The following is a 1,022-nucleotide window of genomic DNA, read 5'->3' as shown; positions in this document are numbered from 1 at the left end:
CATTTGTTTTCTTATATCCATTCATGTTTTGAATATATTTCTCCTTATTTGTATACAACTTATTTACTGCATGTATAAATGTATTCGTACTTACTCTGTCTTGGAGTATAACTTCAGCATATCCTTGCCGTGAAAAATATTCAGCATTTAAAACTTGATCTCCCCTACTGGAACTGTTAGTTAACGGGATAAGCAACATCGGTTTCTTCAAAAATAACAATTCAGAAATAGCAGTAGAACCCGCTCTAGAAACTACAACACTTGCCATATTTAGTATATGCGGCAACTCGTCGCCTATATATTCAAATTGCATATACCCCTCCATGCCAATAGATGAGTCTACCTTCCCTTTACCACATATATGAATAATATTAAAGTTTAATAGTATTGTATCTAAACATTCCCTTACCATATCATTTATCCACTTAGCACCTTGACTCCCACCCATAATTAATAATACTGGTTTATCTTGCTGAAATTCACAATATCTTCTTCCTCGTAATACGTTACCCTTCTCAATTTCTTCCCTTACAATTGGTCCTACATAAACCTTCTTCTCATTCCTTACATTTTCTCCTGTCTGAGGAAATGTTGTGCATAGCTTTGTAGCAAAAGGTAATGCTATTTTATTGGCAAGTCCTAATGTGCTATCTGGTTCACGTATAATTATAGGCACACGATTTAACCATGCTCCTATAGCTACAGGAACTGAAACAAATCCTCCTGCTGAAAAGATAACGTCAGGCTTTGTTTTCTTAATTAATTTATAACTTTGTAAACAACCTCGTATAATTTTAAAAGGATCTTTAAAATTTTCCCAATCCCAATATCTCCTAAGCTTGCCCGTTGAAACACTATTGTATTTAACATTTTGCACTAATGATTTTTCAATTCCATTTTTGGATCCAATATACTCGACTCTCCAGCCTTTCTCTATAAATTTAGGAATTAATACAATATTAATCATAACGTGTCCGGCTGTACCGCCCCCAGTAAAAAGAATCGTTTTGCTCATAACTTAT

At 34.1% G+C, this 1,022-nt stretch carries 1 protein-coding gene; it reads right to left on the bottom strand.

The genetic code is table 11. The annotated features are described in order from the left end of the window. A partial coding sequence (locus tag ACQGS6_RS29215) for an undecaprenyldiphospho-muramoylpentapeptide beta-N-acetylglucosaminyltransferase (RefSeq protein ID WP_426966088.1) occupies window positions 1-1,015 on the bottom strand: 1,015 nt, incomplete at its 3' end. Window positions 1,016-1,022: the final 7 nt, after the last annotated feature.

The sequence above is a fragment of the Bacillus sp. GMs2/2 genome (assembly GCF_050172095.1).
Lineage (GTDB): Bacteria > Bacillota > Bacilli > Bacillales > Bacillaceae_G > Bacillus_A > Bacillus_A cereus.
Note: the sequence above shows the minus strand (reverse complement) of the source record. Positions and strands in the feature narration are given on the sequence as shown.